This window comes from Thermoflexibacter ruber (assembly GCF_900113045.1).
GTDB classification, from domain to species: Bacteria; Bacteroidota; Bacteroidia; order Cytophagales; family Thermoflexibacteraceae; genus Thermoflexibacter; species Thermoflexibacter ruber.
In genome coordinates this window covers 18,209-35,320 of record NZ_FONY01000031.1, presented here as the reverse complement: position 1 = coordinate 35,320, position 17,112 = coordinate 18,209, and the positions used below count along the sequence as shown (strand labels likewise).

The window sequence follows — 17,112 nt, the reverse complement described above, 5'->3', positions numbered from 1 at the left end:
AAAATTTTTCAAAAAATACTTACGAAAAAATCGTGCAAATTGTTCCTAATCGCAAGCTAAATTGGTCGTGGCTTTGGCGCATGGCACTCCGCGACAGTCGCAAAAGTCGTTCCCGCTTGTTTCTTTTTACTTCTTCTATTGTGCTTGGCATCGCCGCCTTAGTTGCTATCAACTCTTTCAGTGAAAATATCCAAAAAGACATTGATAATCAAGCCAAAGAACTGTTAGGAGCAGATTTGGTCATTCGCAGTAACCAAGCTATTTCCGACAGTGCCAAACTTTTGATAGACTCCATAGGCAAAACAGCTATCCAAAAAGCCAGAGAAAGTAATTTTGCTTCTATGGTCTTTTTCCCAAAAAGTAGCGGCACCCGCCTCGTACAAGTCAGAGCCTTGGAAGGGGATTTTCCTTTTTACGGTGAAATCGTAACGCTTCCAAGCCAAGCAGGAAGAACCTTTAAAAATGCTCAAAAAGCCTTAGTCGACCATACACTACTACTCCAATTTAGTGCCAAAACAGGCGACTCGGTCAAGATTGGCAAGGTAACTTTTGGCATAGAAGGCGACCTCCAAAGAGTGCCAGGACAGTCGGGCATAGTGGCTACGGTAGCTCCTCCTGTGTATATTCCTTTCCAATTTTTAGAGCAAACTGGCTTGGTGCAAAAGGGCAGTCGAATCAACTATGTTTTTTACTTTGCTTTTCAAAATGGTACTGACGTAAAGGCTTTGATAGAAAAATATAAAAAGCAATTAGAAGATGCCAAACTCAACTATGATACAGTAGAAAGTCGCAAACAAAGTACAGGGCGGGCTTTTGAAAATTTGAATGACTTTTTGAACTTGGTGAGTTTTGTTGCTTTGTTGTTGGGGTGCGTAGGGGTAGCAAGTGCGGTTCATGTATATATCAAAGAAAAAATTGCGATTGTGGCGATTTTGCGTTGTTTAGGGGTAAAAGGCAGAGAGGCATTTTTAATTTATCTCTTGCAAATAGCGGCAATGGGCTTTATAGGTTCGGTGATAGGTGCCGTATTAGGTAGTCTAATTCAGGTAGTTATGCCTCTGGTTTTCAATGACTTTCTACCTGTGCAGGTCAATTACTCTCTTTCTTGGTTTTCTATTTTTCAAGGTATTTTGATAGGGCTTTTGGTTGCAATTTTGTTTGCCCTTGTACCTTTGCTTTCTATCCGCAATGTTTCTCCTTTGCGAACTTTGCGTTCTTCTTATGAGGAAGTTCCTATAAACAGGGACATTTGGCGTTGGGTTACATATTTGTTGATTACCTTTTTTATTTATGGCTTTGCTCGCTTGCAAATCAACGGGTGGTTGCAGTCGTTTTATTTTACGCTGGGTTTAGGTGGAGCATTTTTACTACTAACAGCTTTTGCCCAGCTGATTATTTGGAGCGTGAGAAAGTTTTTCCCTACCTCTTGGAGTTATCTTTGGCGACAAAGTTTAGCAAACTTGTACCGACCTAATAATCAAACGCTTATTTTAGTTTTGTCTATCGGTTTAGGGACTGCCTTGATTTCTACCTTATATTTTATCCAAAGTTTGCTACTAAGCCAAGTATCTTTTTCTGCCAGAGCCAACCAACCCAATATGGTGCTTTTTGATATTCAAACGGCACAAAAAGAGGCTTTGAAAAAAATGGTAGCTTCTTTTGATATGCCTGTTATCCAAGATGTACCTTTGGTAACGATGCGTTTGGTAGAGGTGAATGGTAAAACTGCTTATCAGATTAAAAATGACACACTTACGCCCAAAGAAAAACGGATTCCGAGATGGGCAACAGATAGAGAGTATCGCGTAACTTATCGGGACACATTGACAGACTCAGAAACAGCCATAGCAGGTAAGTGGAACCGTCCTGTAAAATCGCCCTCGGATACCATTTTTGTTTCTTTTGCTGACGGTTTTGCCAAAGACATGAGAGTAAAAATAGGAGATAAATTGGTTTTTGATGTGCAGGGAGTAAAAATGCCTGTGGTAGTAGGGCATTTGCGAAAAGTAGATTTCAATAGGATTCAAACCAATTTTTTAGTACTTTTTCCTTCAGGAGTCTTAGAAAATGCGCCTCAGTTTCATATTTTAGTTACAAAAGTCAAGTCAAGCGAGCAGTCTGCCCGATTTCAGCAGACTTTAGTTCAGCAATTTCCCAATGTTTCCGTAGTAGATTTAGACCTAATCCTAAAAACCGTAGATGAGGTTTTGGACAAGGTGTCTTTTGCTATCCAATTCATGGCATTTTTCAGTATTCTCACAGGCTTGTTAGTCTTAGTTGGCTCGGTGATTATCAGTCGCTACCAACGTATGCAGGAAAGTGTCTTACTGCGAACTTTGGGAGCGAGTAGGAAACAAGTATTTTTGATAAATCTTTTAGAATACTTCTTTTTAGGAAGTTTGGCTTCGCTATCGGGACTTATTTTGGCATTAGCGGCAAGTTGGGCATTGTCTTATTTTGCTTTTGAAGTAGCTTTTTCTTTTGATGTGATGCCTGCGGTGATAGTTTTCATGCTGATTACTTCGCTGACTATTCTTATAGGTTTGCTCAATGTGCGAAGTGTAGTAAACAATCCACCCTTAGAAGTGTTAAGGAATGAGGTCTAAAATTATAGGTTTTATCATTTACTCCTCTTCCAAGAAAATTTCTTCCAAATTTACACGCAAATCAGAAAAAAGCGTGGAAGTAAGGACATCATTGGTAACATAGATGCTGTTTAGCTCATACTTTTGCTTATCATTTAATACAAACTGAAGCAGATTCTCTTCGTAAGGATATATAACCCAATATTCTTTTACCCCACTTTCCTCATAAAGTTCGTACTTTATTTTCATTTCTTTGGTCGTATTGCCTTTTGACAAAATCTCTACAATGAGGTCAGGCGCACCTATGCAACCCTGCTCATCTAATTTGGACTTATCGCAAATCACGCACAGGTCGGGCTGGACTACGGTGTAAATATCTTTGTTTGCCTTTTGAGATTTCTTGCTGTCATAGAGTCGCACATCAAATGGGGCAGAAAATGCCTTGCAAGGGTGTTTTGAGAAGTAATTAAAAAATAGCCCACTTAGCGCGTTGGTGTTTCAAGTTAGGGGCAGGGGACATTTTAAAGATTTTCCCCTTGATAAGTTCTACCTTTTCCTCAAATTGCCAGCGCAAGTAATCGGCATAGGTATAAGTTCCATTTAGGTCAAGTCTTGAAATATCTTTGATGTAATCCATAATTTTATTTGCTTATTTGCAATTCAAAGATAAGGAAAAACGATGTGTTTATCAAATCTCATTTTACAATAAAAAATCTCTTGCTTTTTAAATAAAATTTACTATCTTAGGAATTATTTTGCTTTTACCTCAGAAAAACAAACAGTGCTAAATATTGTAATTGTTTCATTTCTAATCTAATAAACCAAATCATGATGTTCTTTCAAAAAATACTATTTAGTAAATATCATTGCCTTTTTATGCAACCGATTGCATTACTTTTTGCATTACTTTGCTTTGAGGCAAAAGCTGATGATGGCTATCGTCTTTGGCTCAAATATGACCCGCTTCAAGATGCCAGCAAAAGAGCAAGTTATTCAAAATCAATCAACAGTGTTTATGCTTCTCAAGAAAGCTCTACGATTTCGGCGGCAGTAGAGGAGTTGCAAATGGGGCTTAAAGGCTTGCTTGGGAAAAACATTACGCTTGTAAAAAGCATGGACAGCAAGAGAGGAAACATTGTATTAAAAATAGAAAACAATGAAAAATTAAGCGAAGAGGGTTATCGCATTTTTTCCCAAAATGGCAATTTTTATATTTCTTCGAAAAGCGAAAAAGGCTTATTGTATGGAAGTTACGAGTTTTTAAGGCAGGTGCAAACCTTGCAAGACCTTAGCAAAATTAATATCGAGAGCAATCCAAAAATTAAGTTGCGTTTACTCAACCATTGGGACAACCCAAACGGGACGATTGAAAGAGGCTATGCGGGTGCTTCGCTTTGGAAGTGGCATGAGTTGCCTTACGTGATTGACCCACGCTACAAGGATTATGCACGAGCCAATGCCTCTATTGGCATCAATGGAACAGTGCTAAACAATGTGAACGCAAGTGCCAGATTTATGACTGCGGAATACTTGGAAAAAGTGGAGGCACTTGCCAAAGTTTTTCGTCCCTATCAAATCAAAGTCTTTCTTTCTGTGCGTTTTTCTGCCCCTCGTAATGTGGGAGGCTTGCCCACTGCTGACCCACTTGACCCGCAAGTACGCCAATGGTGGAAGGACAAGGCAAAGGAAATTTACAGCATCATTCCTGATTTTGGAGGTTTTGTAGTCAAGGCAAATTCGGAAGGAGAACCTGGTCCTCAAGACTACAACCGCACCCATGTCGATGGGGCAAATATGCTTGCTGAAGCCCTCGAACCTTTCAATGGGATAGTGATGTGGAGGGCTTTTGTGTATAAGGCTGACCCGAATGGCGACCGCACCAAAGAGGCTTATTACGAGTTTAAGCCTTTTGATGGGCAGTTCCACAAAAACGTAATTGTTCAAGTAAAAAATGGTCCCTTGGATTTTCAGCCCAGAGAGCCTTTCCACCCGCTTTTTGGTGCTATGCCGCAAACACCTTTGATGATGGAATTTCAACTGACACAAGAGTATTTGGGCTTTGCGACCCATTTGGTTTACGAAGCCCCCATGTTCAAAGAGGTCTTAGATGCAGATACTTATGCCAAAGGCAAAGGCTCAACGGTGGCAAAGGTGATAGACGGTTCTCTGCACAACTATCGCTTCTCGGCTATTTGTGGGGTTGCCAATACAGGCTCGGACAGGAATTGGACGGGACACCCTATTGGACAGGTAAATTGGTACACTTTGGGACGCTTGGCGTGGGATTACTCTCTTTCTTCCGAGCAGATTGCAGAGGAATGGATAAAAATGACTTTGACAACGCAACCCAAAGCGGTAGCCACTATCAAAGACATGATGCTCAAATCGAGGGAAGTCATGGTAAACTACATGACTCCTTTGGGTTTGCACCACCTCATGGGTGAGGGAATCCACTATGGTCCCCAGCCTTGGTTAGATAAGAGTGGACGCCCCGATTGGACATCTACCTATTACCACCGAGCCGACACCATAGGTTTAGGCTTCAATCGCTCAGCCACAGGAAGCAATGCAGTAGGTTTGTATGCCCCTGAAATACAAGCGGTTTGGGGGAGTGAAGAAAACTGCCCTCTGGAGTTTTTGCTTTGGTTTCACCACGTACGTTGGGATAAAAAACTGCCCACAGGAAAAAGTCTTTGGGACGAACTTTGCTTCCGCTATTACGGAGGGGCAGAAGAAGTAAAAAAGATGCAAGAGCAGTGGATTCCTATTAAGCCATTTATTGACAAGGAGATATTCACAGACGTTTTAGGTCGCTTACAAATACAACACAGAGAGGCAGTTTGGTGGAGAGATGCCTGCGTACTTTACTTCCAAACTTTTTCTAAAAAGCCCATTCCTGAGCCTCTGGAAAAACCTAAAACGACCTTAGAAGAATTAAAGAAATTGGTACTGATTTATCAAATGAGGTAAAAGAATTGGACTTAAGGAAGATAAAATACAATATCCCCAATAAATTTACCCCAAATTTAATTCTTGGTATTAATTTTTCTTTAAATAATTGTAAATAAATCAATACTTAGATTGATTGTACTGTTTTAGTGTTATCTGAGGACTTAATCAACAACGCACATGAAATTATTTTACATCGGAAGACGGTTTTTACCATCTTTTATATTATGCCTGCTCACCATTGTTGCTGCTTATGCCCAAAATGAAAGATTTTGGCACTTGTCCGTAGAGCAGGGGCTTTCCAATTCTAATGTAACGGCTATTTTGCAAGATAGCGATGGCTTCATGTGGTTTGGTACTGCCGATGGCTTAAATAAGTATAACGGCTACGAAATGAAAGTCTATCGTAAAAATGTGAAAGACACCTTAGGATTAATGTCCAATTACATTAACATTTTATTAGAGGATAAAAATAGAAATGTGTGGGTAGGGACTAACGGAGGTTTAGCCAAATATAATAAGTTGTTTGATAAGTTTGAAAGAGTAGTGGCGTTGGGGACGGGAGGAGTGGCAGCATTACATTTGGACGATAAAGGCAACCTATGGGCAGGAGGATGGGGTGGATTGAAAATGCTTGATGCCAATTCTCAACAGTGGCACACTATTAAGGAATTTGAAAATAAATCCATCACAGCGCTCCAGCAAAGTTCTCCTAATGATTTTTGGATTGGGGTAAGTCGGCAGGGTTTATTTCATTTTCACTTACCCACTAAAAAAATCACCCAATTTCTTCACGACCCTAAAAACTTAAATAGCTTGACAGATAATAATGTCAATAGACTATTCTATGACCAAAAAGGAAACTTGTGGATTAGTACTGCTTATGGGGGCATCAGCAGGTATCAGATTCAAAATAAGCAATTTACTAACTTTAAATCTAATGCTGATGACCCACAAGCTATTCGTTCTAATACAGTAAGAGCTATTTGCCAAGATGGGAAAGACATATTGTTTGCAGTAGAAAATGGAGGCATGAGTCGATATAATCCAAGTAATGAAACATTTACACATTATCTACATGAAGACAAAAATCCAAGAAGTATAGCTGGAAACTCTGTTTGGGCTATTTATAAAGATAGACAAGAACGAATATGGGTAGGGATGTATTCCAAAGGCATTAGCATCATCGATAAATACAAAGATAAGTTTGACCAAGCTGCTATTGATTTACCCAATCAGATTATCAATTCCGTGATTGAGGATAGTCAAGGAAGGATTTGGGTAGGCACCGAAGAAGGTGTTACCCTTCATGAAAGTGGTAAATCCATTTTTTATAAGCATGATGAGAAAAATGAGAAAAGCATAAGTGCCAATCCTGTCATGCGAGTATTCGAAGACGCACAGAAAAGAATTTGGGCGGGAACTTGGCAGAAAGGGGCTAATTTGTACGAAGAGGAGAAAGGTACTTTTAAAAGATATATGGATAAAGAAGCCGAGATAAGTGGTATTGTCAATAAAAACTGTGTATTTGCTTTTGGGAACTACATAGATAATGAGCAGGTCTTGTTTGGCAACTATGGGGGAATTAATATTCTGAACAAAGAAACAGATAAACTTGAAAACTTTACCCAATACATCAAACAAGAAATCAATATGGACTATGTCCATGATATTAAATCAGACAGCAAAGGAAATATTTGGATAGCTTCTTTGAATGGACTCTTCTTTTTTGATGCCCTACAAAAAAAATTGACCCTTTATAGAAATATTCCCAATGATTCTACAAGTCTGGCTTCTCATGCTACCTATACGGTATATGAAGATTCCAAAAATAGAATTTGGGTGGGTGCAAGGGAAGGTTTGCATTTGGTAGTTTCACAAGGCAAGTTCAAAAGATATACCACTGAACATGGACTTCCGAATAATGAAGTCAATGGCATTATGGAAGACAGCAAAGGCAATTTGTGGATTACTACTAATCAAGGTTTATCAGTTTTTAACCCTGAAAAACAAGTTTTCAGAAATTATTTTGAAAGCGACGGCTTACTTAGCAAACAACTGAGAATCAATGCTATTTTTAAGAATAAAAAAGGAGAAATTTTCTTAGGAACTATCAATGGGCTAAATATTTTTCACCCTGACAGCGTAAGAGATAATCCTTACCTCCCTCCTGTTTTGCTCACTGATTTCAAAATTTTTAATCAATCAGTCAAAATAGGAGATTACGATTCTTTGCTTAAACAACATATTTCACAGACCAAAGAAATTGTCCTTACCCACCAACATTCTGTATTTTCCATTGACTTTGTTGCTTTGAATTTTACTCAAAGTGAGAAAAATCAGTATGCCTATAAATTGGAAGGTTTTGACCGTGATTGGAACTATGTAGGCAGTCAGCGAAGTGCTACTTATACCAACTTAGATGCTGGAACTTATACTTTCAAAGTCAAAGCAAGTAATAATGATGGGCTTTGGAATGAAGAAGGAATAAGTTTAAAAATCAAAATTTTACCACCTTGGTGGGCTACATGGTGGTTTAGGACTTTGGCTATTTCTACAATCCTGCTTACTGCCTATTCTCTTTATAAGACGAGGACTAACTTTTTAAAAAATCAAAACCTCAAATTAGAAAGGCAGGTCATAGAACGCACTTATGAAATAGAGAAGAAAAATAAGGAGTTGGAAATTGCCAATGTGCAAATCCAAACAAAAAATGAAGAACTTGCCACAAGTGCAGAAGAACTCCGCCAAAACATGGAAGAATTAGAAGCAAGCCAAGAACTACTCAAAGAGCAAAAACAAACCATAGAGCATGCTTTTAAACTGTTACAGCAACAGAATACCAAAGTAAGCGATAGCATTCGCTATGCTCAAAGAATCCAACAAGCTATTCTTCCTCACGAAGATGCCCTACAAAATGCTTTTTCAGACCATTTTGTGATTTATAAGCCTAAGGACGTAGTAAGCGGTGATTTCTACTGGTACTTTGAAGTACAATATGAGGAATCTAAAAATCTGGAATCTGGCATTAAAGAAGAATTAATAAACCAAAATCACGCATCAGCAACTATTCAGCTATCTAACAACTCAACTATACTGAAGAGTAAAAAATTCTTAGCCGTAGTAGATTGTACGGGGCATGGAGTACCGGGTGCGATGATGAGCATGATGGGCAATAGTATCTTAAAAGAAATCATAGAAACTAAGCATATTTACGAGCCTGCCACTATCCTTACAGAACTCAATAAAAGAATCTTAGATGCCTTTACAAAGCGAAGTCAGGGTTTTGAGGACGGCATGGACATAGGACTTTGTTGTATAGAAAATATTGGAAACGAACAGGTATTGGTCAAATACAGTGGTGCAAAAAGACCTCTCTATTATTTCGATGGTCAATTGCAAAAGGTTTCCGCAGACAAACACTCTATCGGCAAAAAGCACGAACAGGAATTTATCTACAAACAGCACGAGTTTACTTTACATGAAAATCAGTCAGCCCTTTATCTGACTACAGACGGTTGGGCAGATAGCATCAATGCAGAGCGCATACGCTATGGGAGCAACCGCTTAGTAGAGCTACTCAAGCAAGTAGCTTACTTACCACTACAAGCCCAAAAAGAAGTACTTTTAAAAGATTTAGAAGATTATAGCACCAATGCAGAGCAAAGAGATGACATTTTATTTGTAGGGGTAAAAATATAAATATCCATTTGAATAGGTAAAACTTACTTTACTTATTCAAATGGATTTACTCCTGCTTTCAAATCATCTAAGATGGCTATCATATCTTGTATCTGATTGATAATGTGTACGTTTTTAGCAACTTTTAGGTCTTGCCCTACTACTTGATAACCACTCAATAATATAGTAGTATGAGGAAACTTCTGCCCCAGTAAATCTACGTAAGTCTGTATGTCTTCAGCTCCCGGCGTAGAGGTAATGATAGACATAATAAAATCAGCCTTGTGTACCTGATTGACTTCGTACAAATCACGCAAAGGCAAACTCTGACCTAAATAGATAACCTTATTGCCACGAGATTTGATAAGATAATAATTAAACAACAAACTGATTTCATGTAGTTCTCCCTCAGGAAGGTACAAGATAAACTTCTTGGGATTTGTACGGTTAGGTTCGAACTGCCCATCAATTGCCACTATCAACTTTTGTCTAATCAAGTTAGTGATAAAATGCTCCTGCGCAGGGTTGATAGCGTCAGTAGTCCACAATGCCCCAATCCTTATAAGAAAAGGGTAAATAATATGAATCATCACTTTCTCAAAGCCGTATTGCAAGATATTTGTAGCAATGATTTTTTCAAAGCTATCCTCGTCCAAATCAATCATCGCTACTGTAAGAGCGTTAATTTGGTCTTCGTAATTCGTTGCTTTGCTAATAGTTTCTCTCACTTTTTCATACACTTCATCTCGCGACATATTAGCGATTTTAGAAATCTTGAAACCATGATTGTTAAGCAAAGCAATATTCAGCATCAACTTCAACTGGTCTGCCTCATACAAGCGAATATTGGTATCAGTACGTGAAGGTTTGATTATGTCATAACGCTGCTCCCACATTCTAATCGTATGTGCCTTTATACCCGTCAAGTTCTCCAAATCTTTGATAGAATAGTAGCCCACCTTTGTAAAAGTTTTAGATTTAATCAAATAAATAACAAGTCCTTTAACTTATTTTAAATATAAAACGGAAGTGGTAAGCAGATTGTTTAAAAAATGTTTTAATAAAATCTTGTTTTTTGAAAATAAAATCGGATATTGTTGCAATCATAAACCATTCACCTATCTGAATCATACATTTTATTCATTATCAAAATTATAACTCAAAATTTTACCAAACTCTCAAAATTATGGAAGAACTTATCAAAAAAATAGCACAACAAGTCGGTATCACAGAAGAGCAAGCAAAACAAGCGGTCAATCATACAATGAAATATTTGAAAAGTGGAGATGCCTTAAAAGAAACTTTTGAAGAGTGGCGCGAAGAGGCAAATGAAACACTTTCCGAATTCAAAGAGGAAGCTACTGAAAAGTTGAAAGAAATCAAGGAAGGAGCAAGCCAACTTTTTGGAAAAATAAAAGATATGTTTGATAAAGATGATGACAAGAAAGCTGAACCTCCACAAGAGGAAAAAAATGCTTAAAACATCTCAAAAGCTATTTGATGCCTCAGGTCATCAAATAGCTTTCATCAGTGCTAATAAAGAGATGTTTAAGTATTCCAAGCTGATTTTTCTCTCCTTATTCTATTCTTCTGATGGGAGTTTCCCAAACCACAGGCAACATTTTAGCATAATTAGCGTAATTAAATAAGCGAAAATCCGTACCTTAGTAGTCTAAAAATGCTTTGCCTTATGAATCCCAAGAAACTCATCGGTTTTATCACTTTTTTAATTGTACTTTCTCAGGTTAGCTTTGCGCAGACTTGGCAAGAATGTTATGATAGTACCGACTATTATTTTCAGAAAAAGAACTATCCTGCTGTTATCTCTTGGGCTGAGAAATTCATGATTTTTACCAATCTTTTTGTTACAGACAAATCTACTTTACCTAATTACCATCAGGCACTTCAGTACACTTATCAGTCCTATGTAGCACTCAATCAAAAAGATAATGGTATAGAACATTTTGCTAATTGGTACAAAAAAATAGATGCTATTCCCGCCACCTACCAAAATGGTTTTGCTTATAACAAGTCCCTACTTTTGGGAAATTTATCTTTTTATTTAGGCGAACTTTACTATAAAATAGGCAAATATTCGCTTGCCCAAGTACATTATGAAAAAGCCTTAGCAGTTTATGGCAAACAGTTCGGAGAAGAAACCCCTGAGTATGAGGAATGTTTACAAAAATTAGGCAGGATAATGCAAGAGTTGGGGGACTATGAAGCAGCAGAACGAATGTTGATGAACAATGCCAGCCTCGCTGAGGATATTTATGGAAAAAATCACATACAACACGCCGAAGCTTTAAACCAAGTAGGCGATATTTTCTCCGCCAAAAGCGATACCTCTACGGCAATTTATTTTTATAAGCAAGCAAAAGAAATTTATGAAAGTACAGAAAACGGCTTGCAATCAACAAGTTATGCTCATAACTTAGTCAGTCAAGGCGAACTCTATTACCGCATGGGCTTTTACACGGCAGCGGAGGCTCTTTACCGACAAGCCCAATACATCTACGAAAAAAATGACTACCTAAAGCAAGCAGAATACGCAGATTTACTTAACAGATTTAGCCAAATCTACCTCCGTCTCAACAATCTTAGCGATGCGTACAGGCTCATAGAACAAGCTATGCAAATACATCTTCAGGTATTTAGCCCTCAGCACCCTACTTATGCGAAAGACTTATTGGTTTTAGGAAGCATTTACTTGAAGGTAAAAGATACCCAACAAGCAGAAATCCATCTGAGCAAAGCCATAAACATTTATCAAAAAAGTGGTCTGTACAAGCAAATAGATTACTTTCTGGCTATGAGCCAACTGGCAGAGTGCCATAAAATAGCTAAGCAATTTGATAAAGCAGAATCTCTTTTTCTATCAGCTATCGATAGTTTTAACCAATATATTGGAGAGCGTAACATAGAATCAGCGAGCATAGAAGCTAAGTTGGCTAATTTGTATTATCAAACAGGAAAATATGCTCAGGCGGAGGAGATGCACGAAGCCTGCTTAGAAACTCGCTACGAACTCTTGGACGAGTCGCACCCCGATTTAATAGAGTCTATCAACGATGTGAGTTTGCTTTATTGGGCAGATAAAAAAATCCCTAAAGCAGAAAAATTTTTCCAACAAAGCATTGAAAACTACGCTAAGCAATTCAGTCGTTACTTTTCTTTTTTGAGCGAAATAGAAAAAGAATTTTATTACAGTCGTATCCGCAATTTCTTTGAAAAGTTTAATAATTTTGCTTTAGAACGTAGCAAGCAAAAACCTGCTATTTTAGGGCAAATGTATGACAACCACTTGTCTAACAAAGGTTTACTTTTTTATACTAATCAAAAAATTAGGAATCAAGTTTTTGCAAGTAAAGATGAAAACCTATTGAATAAGTACAAATCTTGGGTGCAGCTAAAAGAGCAACTCGCCAAAGTATATAAGCTAAACTACGAGGAGATTGCTGCTCAAGGCATTCCCTTAGATTCATTGGAAGAGGTAGCCAATTTTATAGAAAAAGACTTGTCTTTGCGAATTGCTATTGGCAATACCAAAGAGGGTAGAGCACAGGAAAATATCAGTTGGAAAGCCATTCAGCGCAATCTTAAACCTGATGAAGCTGCTATAGAAATGCTACGCTTTCAAGAGTTTAAACCTGACTCAGGAGGGTATTTTACCGATAAGGTATATTATGCCGCATTGGTAATTACCCCACAGACCACCAAAAATCCCACGCTCATTTTGTTAGAAAATGGTAAGGAAATGGAAACTCGCCAAATTAGGTTTTACCGAAATTCTATTAAATTTAGAATAAAAGATACCCAATCCTACAAAAACTTTTGGCAAGCTATAGATACCGCTCAAGTCTTAGCAGGCATCAAGAAGATTTATTTTTCTCCTGATGGCGTGTATAATCAGCTGAATATCAATACACTTTTTGATGAAGGGAATCAAAAATTTGTTTTGGACAAAGTAGAGGTACATATTTTAACCAATACAAGGGACTTGATAGAGTTGAAAAAGAAATCATTAACAAGTAGCATAAATAGAGAAGGTAAAGCGGTTTTGCTTGGCTATCCAAACTATCAATTAAAACAAGGCAAGTCAAACTCCGCTTATAAAATTAGCGAGAGTAATGCTAACTCTTCACTGACCAGAGGTCTTCAGACCAGAGATGGCATTGCTCAGTTAAGAGGAGGTAGAATAGAAGAACTCCCCGGAACCAAAGAGGAAGTATTGGCTATTCAAAAAATTTTTAATCAATACCAAATTAAAAATGAGGTAGAATTGGAGGACAGTGCTTCTGAAAATATACTGAAAAATACGCAACAGCCTCTTTATCTGCATATTGCTACACATGGATTCTTTAATGCAGATATGAGCAATGCAGGCAAAGAAAAATCTGACTCCTCTTTATTTATCAGGGAGCGCGATATGCCTCTGATGAACTCAGGTTTGCTCTTAGTGGGGGCGGCAAATGCCTATACCGACGAAACTATCTTAGCAGAAATCAATGCTTTGCGAAGTGGAACTACTTACGAGGACGGAATGCTTACGGCTTATGAGGCTATGAACTTGGATTTGAGGGAAACCGAGTTGGTAGTACTTTCTGCCTGCGAAACAGGTTTAGGAGAAGTCAGAAATGGGGAAGGGGTGTATGGCTTGCAAAGGGCATTCCAAACCGCAGGAGCAAAAACTATCGTGATGAGTTTGTGGAAAGTAAGCGATGAGGCGACCAAGCAACTGATGATTAACCTCTATGATGAACTTTGCAAAACAAGAAATAAACGGCAAGCCTTTGTTTCTGCTCAGTTAAAACTCCGAGAGCAATACTCCGACGCTTATTTTTGGGGGGCTTTTGTGATGATTGGGGAGTAAATAGTAAAAAAATATTTCTGCTATCTCTGCGATGAGGCATACTTCCTGACGACATAATGTAAAAATTGTAGCACAATGTGTGTTAAGATGCCTATAATTATGCCCACAAGCAAGTCAGTAGCTAAGGTAATGAGCAAAGTAGATAAAAAGACAAGTGATTTTTTCTTACCCATACGAAATATGTAAATAAATTCCTTTGGAGATGCTAAGCTATAAGCAATCGCAATAAGCATTGCCGCTAATGCCGTCATAGGAATCAGCATGATAATCTTTGCTAAACCCAAGATAAAAACGAGCAAAGCTACCCCGTGAAAAAAATTAGCCCATCGAGTTTTAGCCCCGTTAGTGATATTAGCTGTGCTACGTACTATTTCTGCAATCATGGGGAGCGCCCCTACCAAACTTGCTATAGCATTACCCATCCCAATAGCAATCAAATCCTTGTTCATATCTGATTTCCTGTGAAAAGGGTCTAAGTTGTCCATAGCTTTGACTATTAGCAAGGACTCTATACTCCCTATGAGAGAAAACATAAGTACATACTTCCCACTTTCCCAGCTAACAAGGGCAGAGAAATCAGGGAAAGTAATGCCTATTTTGGTTTTATCTAAGTCTAAAATGCCTTCTAAGATAGAAGAAGGAATATGAACTAAATATATAGGCTTTCCATCATGAACAATCTCCCTCAAACCCAGCATCGAACTTAGCGGTACAGCAATAAGCAACACCCACATCGGGGCAGGAATTTTTTTGATGAATCGATTGCTGACGCGTGGGAAATAGAAAATAACAAAGAGTCCCATGATGCCTATAAAAGCCACCTCCCAGCGAGCATGAGCAAGGCTATGAGGAATTTCTGCCAAAAGTTCAAAAGGTTTATTCCCCTTAGGACTTACGCCTAAAAGTAGATGAATTTGCTTAGAAAAAATAATAATGCCAATAGCTACTAATATGCCATGCACTACGGCAACTGGAAAAAGATTTCCGTATTTTCCTGCTTTTATGACCCCGAAAATTATCTGAAGAAGGCTTGCTACAAAAATGACTGCCAAAGTCCTTTCATAACCTATCGACTCTATTGAAGCTAAAGCAATGGCTATCAAACCTGCGGCTGGTCCTTTGATAGTCAAAGGACTACCAGCAAAGAAACTAACGACTATACCACCAATGATGGCTGTAAAAATACCTGTAATAGGGGGAAACTGACTTGCAGAAGCAATCCCTAAGCACAAGGGCAAAGCTAAAAACGAGACCAATACACCAGCATTCAGGTCTTGTCGCCAATTTTCTTTTAAACCGCTCAAACCGTCTTGCGGGACGTGATTCATTTGCATAAGTTTTATTACTGTGGGTAGTTTTAGAGAGATGAAATTTTATTTTCCTTTAACCTGTGGCGCAAAGTAAAAGTTTATTAGCTAATTTTGTAATATAACTTGGCATTCATTAACTTATTTTTAAAAAAATCTTAATATGAAGAAAAAATACACATTTATCTTTACTATACTCCTGCTTTTCCCTTTTGCTTGCCAAACTACTAAGCCTATTACCAACAAAGAGGAAGATGTTTTTCAAAAAATCAATACAGAGGTCTTAGCTAACTCTAAGGCATACAGCACCTTAGGAGAAGCAAGCAAAACTATTGGGCATAGACTGACAGGAAGCGAAAACGGTAAAAAAGCTGAGCAATATGCTTATGACTTGCTAAAAAGCTACGGCTTTGATGTGCGTTTTCACGAGTTTGAAGTAGAGGCCTGGGCAAGAAATACAGTTTCTCTGCAAATATCTTCTCTGGACAAAAATGAGTTTGTTTCTCTTCCTACCGCAACTTTGGCACACTCCCCCGTCAAATCAGAAGTTACCGCAGAAATCATTAATGTAGGCAACGGATTAGCAGAAGATTTTGAAGCAAAAAGTGCAGAGGTCAAAGGCAAAATTGCCTTGTTTTACATAGGTATTTGGGAAGAGAGCGGTGCTAAATACAACTTGCATCGTTCAGAAAAAACAGCTTTGGCTATTCAGCATGGGGCAGTAGGAGTAATTGCTATCAACCAACCTGCTGGGAGAATCCTCCTCACTGGAACTGCCTCAGTTACAGGTAAACTAAACCCAATCCCTGCCGTTTCTATCACCAAAGAGGACGGTTTGGCACTCATAGAACGCTTAAAAACTGAGAAGGTCAAAGCAATAATCAAAATGACCAACAAGAGCGAAGTCATCAAAGCCCGCAATGTCATTGCTACACTCAAAGGAACAGACTTACCTAATGAAAAAATTATTATCGGCGGACACTTAGATTCTTGGGATTTGTCCACAGGAGCTATTGACAACGGGATTGGTTCTTTTGCAGTATTGGATATTGCACGTACTTTTAAGGCTTTAAAACTAAAAACTAAGCGTACCATAGAATTTGTAATGTTTATGGGTGAGGAGCAGGGCTTGTTAGGCTCACGTGCATTGGTAGAAGACTATATAAAAAACAATACCATAGAGCAAGTCAAATACATGGTCAATTTAGATGCCACAGGCAATCCCTCTGGGGTAAACTCCGCAGGTGCACCACAAGCAGAGGCTTTTTTCAAGAAAATTGGAGAAAAAATCAAGGCAATAGACAGTACCTACACCAATACCTTCAGCAGTAGAGCAGGTTTGCACAGCGACCACCAACCCTTCATGATAGAAGGCGTGCCTGTGCTTAGCCCGTCGGGAAGGTTAGACCCTGTAGTGTTCAGATGCTATCATGCTGATTGTGATGCTTTTAACTTGATTAATGAAAAGCACATACGCAATTCGGTGCGTTTTGTGTCTATGATATTATACGACTTGGCAAATGCAGAAACCTTGCCCGTCAAGCGCATGGATTCAGAAACAACCAAGCAGTTTCTGATAGATAATGGATTAAAAACACCTCTGAAAATCGCAGGAGATTGGAAATGGGGAGATTAAATTTTGCAAAGCATAAACTTACTGCTTCTTTTGTGAATACCCAATATTTGTCGTAATATTGCACGATAAAAAAATCTGACA

11 protein-coding genes are annotated in these 17,112 nt (G+C 38.4%); 7 read left to right on the top strand and 4 right to left on the bottom strand.

Annotation, left to right across the window (positions count from 1 at the left end; genetic code table 11):
* Positions 1 to 32 precede the first annotated feature (32 nt).
* Complete coding sequence (locus BM141_RS16070; protein WP_317039478.1) at positions 33 to 2,606, top strand: ABC transporter permease; 2,574 nt, start codon at positions 33 to 35, stop codon at positions 2,604 to 2,606.
* Between the two features lie 18 nt (positions 2,607 to 2,624).
* Here BM141_RS16070 and BM141_RS23735 read toward each other — a convergent pair whose 3' ends face one another.
* Both BM141_RS23735 and BM141_RS23730 read right to left on the bottom strand, forming a co-directional pair.
* Positions 2,625 to 3,005, bottom strand: a complete 381-nt coding sequence (locus BM141_RS23735; protein WP_317039477.1) for a Uma2 family endonuclease — start codon at positions 3,003 to 3,005, stop codon at positions 2,625 to 2,627.
* Positions 3,006 to 3,051: 46 nt separating this feature from the next.
* Complete coding sequence (locus BM141_RS23730; protein ID WP_317039476.1) at positions 3,052 to 3,222, bottom strand: PDDEXK family nuclease; 171 nt, start codon at positions 3,220 to 3,222, stop codon at positions 3,052 to 3,054.
* A 239-nt stretch (positions 3,223 to 3,461) separates the two neighbouring features.
* Here BM141_RS23730 and BM141_RS16060 point away from each other — a divergent pair, with 239 nt between their 5' ends.
* Complete coding sequence (locus BM141_RS16060) at positions 3,462 to 5,555, top strand: alpha-glucuronidase family glycosyl hydrolase (protein WP_091548487.1); 2,094 nt, start codon at positions 3,462 to 3,464, stop codon at positions 5,553 to 5,555.
* Between the two features lie 159 nt (positions 5,556 to 5,714).
* Positions 5,715 to 9,236: a ligand-binding sensor domain-containing protein gene (locus tag BM141_RS16055; RefSeq protein ID WP_091548486.1), complete on the top strand. Its 3,522-nt coding sequence runs from the start codon at positions 5,715 to 5,717 to the stop codon at positions 9,234 to 9,236.
* 32 nt (positions 9,237 to 9,268) lie between these two features.
* On the opposite strand, the gene BM141_RS16050 is transcribed toward BM141_RS16055, so the two are convergent.
* Positions 9,269 to 10,174 carry a MerR family transcriptional regulator gene (locus BM141_RS16050; RefSeq protein ID WP_091548521.1) on the bottom strand — a complete coding sequence of 302 codons (906 nt, stop codon included), beginning with the start codon at positions 10,172 to 10,174 and terminating at the stop codon, positions 9,269 to 9,271.
* Positions 10,175 to 10,401: 227 nt separating this feature from the next.
* Here BM141_RS16050 and BM141_RS16045 point away from each other — a divergent pair, with 227 nt between their 5' ends.
* The 3 genes from BM141_RS16045 to BM141_RS16040 are packed head-to-tail and all read left to right on the top strand — an operon-like array spanning position 10,402 to position 14,088.
* Positions 10,402 to 10,695, top strand: a complete 294-nt coding sequence (locus tag BM141_RS16045; protein ID WP_091548485.1) for a hypothetical protein — start codon at positions 10,402 to 10,404, stop codon at positions 10,693 to 10,695.
* The gene (locus BM141_RS23025; protein WP_177217412.1) at positions 10,688 to 10,864 is read left to right on the top strand and encodes a hypothetical protein; all 177 of its coding nucleotides are present in this window, start codon (positions 10,688 to 10,690) and stop codon (positions 10,862 to 10,864) included. The genes BM141_RS16045 and BM141_RS23025 overlap by 8 nt, the downstream gene beginning before the upstream one ends.
* A gap of 41 nt (positions 10,865 to 10,905) precedes the next feature.
* Positions 10,906 to 14,088: a CHAT domain-containing tetratricopeptide repeat protein gene (locus BM141_RS16040; protein ID WP_177217411.1), complete on the top strand. Its 3,183-nt coding sequence runs from the start codon at positions 10,906 to 10,908 to the stop codon at positions 14,086 to 14,088.
* Positions 14,089 to 14,108: 20 nt separating this feature from the next.
* Here the strand turns inward: BM141_RS16040 and BM141_RS16035 are convergent, their stop codons facing one another.
* On the bottom strand, positions 14,109 to 15,422 hold the full coding sequence (locus BM141_RS16035; RefSeq protein WP_091548483.1) for a SulP family inorganic anion transporter: 1,314 nt from the start codon (positions 15,420 to 15,422) through the stop codon (positions 14,109 to 14,111).
* A 136-nt stretch (positions 15,423 to 15,558) separates the two neighbouring features.
* Here BM141_RS16035 and BM141_RS16030 point away from each other — a divergent pair, with 136 nt between their 5' ends.
* Positions 15,559 to 17,031, top strand: a complete 1,473-nt coding sequence (locus BM141_RS16030) for a M20/M25/M40 family metallo-hydrolase (RefSeq protein WP_091548482.1) — start codon at positions 15,559 to 15,561, stop codon at positions 17,029 to 17,031.
* Positions 17,032 to 17,112: the final 81 nt, after the last annotated feature.

Coding starts and splice junctions, on each gene's coding strand:
- BM141_RS16030 (WP_091548482.1), top strand. CDS start 15,559: ATGAAGAAAAAATACACATTTATCTTTACTATACTCCTGCTTTTCCCT.
- BM141_RS16045 (WP_091548485.1), top strand. CDS start 10,402: ATGGAAGAACTTATCAAAAAAATAGCACAACAAGTCGGTATCACAGAA.
- BM141_RS16035 (WP_091548483.1), bottom strand. CDS start 15,422: ATGCAAATGAATCACGTCCCGCAAGACGGTTTGAGCGGTTTAAAAGAA.
- BM141_RS16040 (WP_177217411.1), top strand. CDS start 10,906: ATGAATCCCAAGAAACTCATCGGTTTTATCACTTTTTTAATTGTACTT.
- BM141_RS23730 (WP_317039476.1), bottom strand. CDS start 3,222: ATGGATTACATCAAAGATATTTCAAGACTTGACCTAAATGGAACTTAT.
- BM141_RS16060 (WP_091548487.1), top strand. CDS start 3,462: ATGCAACCGATTGCATTACTTTTTGCATTACTTTGCTTTGAGGCAAAA.
- BM141_RS23025 (WP_177217412.1), top strand. CDS start 10,688: ATGCTTAAAACATCTCAAAAGCTATTTGATGCCTCAGGTCATCAAATA.
- BM141_RS16055 (WP_091548486.1), top strand. CDS start 5,715: ATGAAATTATTTTACATCGGAAGACGGTTTTTACCATCTTTTATATTA.